At 63.9% G+C, this 3,460-nt stretch carries 5 protein-coding genes; all 5 read left to right on the top strand.

All coding sequences use genetic code 11. The features are described from left to right. Positions 1–65 precede the first annotated feature (65 nt). Entirely contained in the window at positions 66–1,448 is a 1,383-nt protein-coding gene (gene dnaB / locus B3547_RS03955; RefSeq protein ID WP_292960416.1) for a replicative DNA helicase, read from the top strand. An 82-nt stretch (positions 1,449–1,530) separates the two neighbouring features. Then, positions 1,531–1,764 (top strand): hypothetical protein, encoded by a 234-nt coding sequence (locus tag B3547_RS03950; protein WP_292960414.1) that lies wholly within the window; start codon positions 1,531–1,533, stop codon positions 1,762–1,764. Positions 1,765–1,801: 37 nt separating this feature from the next. Then, on the top strand, positions 1,802–2,395 hold the full coding sequence (locus tag B3547_RS03945) for a helix-turn-helix domain-containing protein (protein WP_292960412.1): 594 nt from the start codon (positions 1,802–1,804) through the stop codon (positions 2,393–2,395). Beyond that, positions 2,392–2,685 carry a hypothetical protein gene (locus tag B3547_RS03940; RefSeq protein ID WP_292960410.1) on the top strand — a complete coding sequence of 98 codons (294 nt, stop codon included), beginning with the start codon at positions 2,392–2,394 and terminating at the stop codon, positions 2,683–2,685. Before B3547_RS03945 ends, B3547_RS03940 begins: the two co-directional genes overlap by 4 nt. Continuing rightward, positions 2,682–3,460, top strand: a 779-nt coding sequence (locus B3547_RS03935; protein WP_292960407.1) for a hypothetical protein, incomplete at its 3' end; no start/stop codon positions are given. The genes B3547_RS03940 and B3547_RS03935, both read left to right, overlap by 4 nt.

Raw genomic sequence — 3,460 nt, 5'->3', positions numbered from 1 at the left:
TGGATCGTCACCCCTGCCAACTTCGTGAAAATCGTAGAGGGCAAATACCACGAAGGAGTGGCAGCATGAACGCCCCCGATCTGCGTAACCTGCCGCCGCACAGCATCGAAGCGGAGCAAGCACTCATCGGCGCCATCCTGACCAACGGCGGACGCGTCATTGACCGCATCGAAGGGGCCGTCAGTGCGTCCGATTTCTACAGGGACGACCATCGGCGCATCTTCAGCGCCGCGAAGGCCCTTCACGATGCCGGCAAGGCGGTCGACGTGGTGACGGTCATCGACGCACTGACGGCCCGGGGTGAGGCCGAGAAAGCCGGCGGACTCGCGTATTTGGGCGAACTGGGCAACGGTTCCTTCTCGGCGTCTAGCGCCCGCCGCTACGCTGAGATCGTCCGGGAGCGAGCCACCCGCCGCGGCCTGTTGCAGATCGCTGCCGACCTGCAGGACGCATGCACCACCCCCAGCGGCAGAGCGCCGGCCGAGATCGCCGCGGAAGCCGAGGCCGGCATGCTGGCCCTGCTCGACCACTCAGACACCGACCCGGTACGCCTACAGGATGCCTTGTGCGATGTGCTGGCCGACGTGGAGGATCGCCGGGAGCGTGGCGGCGAGCTAGCGGGCCTCGCCACGGGCTTCCAGCGCTTCGACGAATTGACCGGCGGACTTGAACCGGGAAATCTCGTGATCGTCGCGGCTCGCCCGTCGGTCGGCAAGACGGTAGCCGGCTGCAACATCGCCGCTCACGTGGCAGCCAGCGGTGTGCCGGTGCTGTTCTTCACTATGGAGATGAGCCGCCGCGAGATTGCCCAGCGCATCCTGGCCGCCCGCTCCGGCGTCACTGTGCAGGCCATGCGCGCAGGAACGGGGGAGCGCGACCACTGGGACGCCATGACCGCAGCGGCGGCCGCAACCGCCGCGTGGAAGCTGTTCGTAGATGACACCCCGGCCGTGACCGTCGCCTACGTCCGCGCCAAGGCCCGCCGCATCCAGCGCGCCCACGGCCTCGGGCTGATCGTGGTTGATTACTTGCAACTGATGTGCGGCACTGGCGACACGCGGGCGCAGGAAGTCGGCTCCCTCTCGCGCGGCCTGAAGGCCCTGGCCAAGGAACTGAAGGTGCCGGTGATCGCCCTTGCGCAGGTCAACCGCGCCAGCGAAGGGCGAACGGGCGACAAGCGGCCGGTGCTCGCAGATCTGCGCGATTCGGGAGAGATTGAGCAAGACGCCGACGTTGTTGTGATGTTGCATCGGGAGTCCTTGACCCGGACGGCGCCGGAATGGGAGGGCCTGGCGCAACTGCTGATCCGCAAGAACCGCAACGGCCCGACCGGGGAATGCCTGCTGGCGCTCGACGGCCCCCTGATGCGCTTCACGGACCACGACGGCCCGTACCCGGCACCTGCAGCCGTGCCGAAAACGGCGGTCCGGAAGGGGTTTGACGCGTGACGCGCATTTCCCGGAAACCCAGCCCCCGCGGGGCTTTTCAGCCCCCGCAACATCACAATATCGAACGAGAGAAAGACGCAAAATGAATACCACCTTCCCCATGCCCCCCGCCGACGAAAAAGCCATCGACGCCGAGGTCGACGCGCTTGCCGGCGTCTTTGTCGGAACTTTCGGCGCGGCTCCGAACCTCGCGCACCAGGTCGCCGAAACGATAATCGGCCAGTTTCATCAGCAAGTGCGAGTGCTCGTCGGGGCCTTGGCGGAGGAGCTCGGCTCGCATCTTTATGGCGATGACGCCGACGAGGTGGCGCACTGATGCCGCCGTCAGCAACGAGCCAAGGAAGGACGAAGACATGCGAGTAATCCAGGACGCCCCACCAATCCGCCATGCGCAGGCCGAATTGGTCAAAACTATCGGCCTGCGCCTGAAGGCCTCGCGGGAACTGTGCAATCTGTCCCTGTCCGAAGCCGCGCGCCGGCTGGGCTATGCAAACCCTAGCAAGTTGTCAAAAGTCGAGAATGCTACCGACACCAATTCGGTTCCTATCCGCTTGATCCGCGATGCTGCCCGGATTTACGAAGTTTCTACGGAGTATCTGTTTGGACTTTCTGACGAATGGGAAACGGGCGTTCATCGGGGCGTCACCCCCTTCCTGCTAACCGAGTGGCAGCGCATCCGCAACCGCGATTTGCGGGCGCTCGCCGCCCTGCAGCAGCACATTGATGCGGCCACTGCCGTGATTCCGGCGATCCATCGAGAAGCTCAAGGTGTGATTGACGCGATTTTTCGGCTCGCGGACCTGAACGGTGACGCGTTCCTCGATCTGCACGGGGGATCCATCCTCACCGCCGCCGCCGACCGCCTGAAGAAATCAGCAGCCGACGCCATAGCCGCGGAGCGGCGGCTTCGCCTCAAACTGGCGACACCACCGAGGAAGAAAAAATGATAAATAAATACGCGGACTTCCCCCGTGAAATCGACAGCATCGCGCACGCCCTGGCCACAGCTTGCGTTACGACCCTTGGCGAAATCATCGCCCAAGCCACGCCCGAGGGCGTCTTGGCCGCAGCAGAGGCGCAAGCGCGGGAGGCCGGCACCGGCAGCCCCGAGGCCGTGCGCGGTGCCCTCCATGCGTGCCTGATGGCGCTGGAGGGGATTCGCCAGGCCATCGCCGAACCCGCCGCCCGAGTGCAGATTGCGCCCGCAAGTCCGGACACCGAAGGCGGCGAACAATGACCGCCCCCAGCCTGACAGCAACTGAATTGAAGTCCGAATGGAAGGGCTTGTCGCCGCACCTTCTTGCGCACTTCTTTGAGGTCGACAATGAAAACGGCATCTGGAAGCGGACGGATAAGACCGATCCGGCGACCGTGGTCGCACCGCTCACCGAGGCCAGTATGGAAATGGCCTTGAACTGGCAGAGCCCGTTCGAGCAGGCCGGACCCGAGACGAAAGCGCCGGCCCTGCTGGCGATGCTTCAGTCTGGTGCCCTGCAGCCGATCATCGACGCCACCGCCATCGGCGGCACGGGCGCCGATGGCGCCGCTGCGCAGAAGAAATCCGGCGATTTCCTGAAGCAGTTCGAGGGCAGAACCGGCATTACTTTATTGAACAGCACACAAGTTTTCAGCGGAATGACCCCGGTCAAGTTTCAGGTGGTGGCCGTCTTCCGTGCCTGGTCGGATCCGGTCAAGGAGGTTGAAACGCCTGTTGCCAAGCTGATGGAATGGGCCTTGCCGGTGGAGTTGTCTAAAGACGGTTCCGTTCTCGCCAGGCTCGCCAAAACCGCCAAGGGAGACATGGCATACGTGGAAGCCCTGATGCCGTCTCGCGCGCCGGTTCGATTGGCGATGAAGTACAAAGGCCGCACCTATTTCCCTCTGGTGATCGAGAGCATCGGACAGCCCCTGAATGCACCGATTGACCGGAATGGCCGGTTCGTTGAGCAGTTGATACCCATGACCCTCTGCACCCTTACCGCGCTTGATCGCGGCATCTGGGCCAACTTCAA

The organism is Novosphingobium sp. UBA1939, assembly GCF_002336885.1.
Lineage (GTDB): Bacteria > Pseudomonadota > Alphaproteobacteria > Sphingomonadales > Sphingomonadaceae > Novosphingobium.
This window is presented reverse-complemented; position numbering and strand designations above follow the sequence as displayed.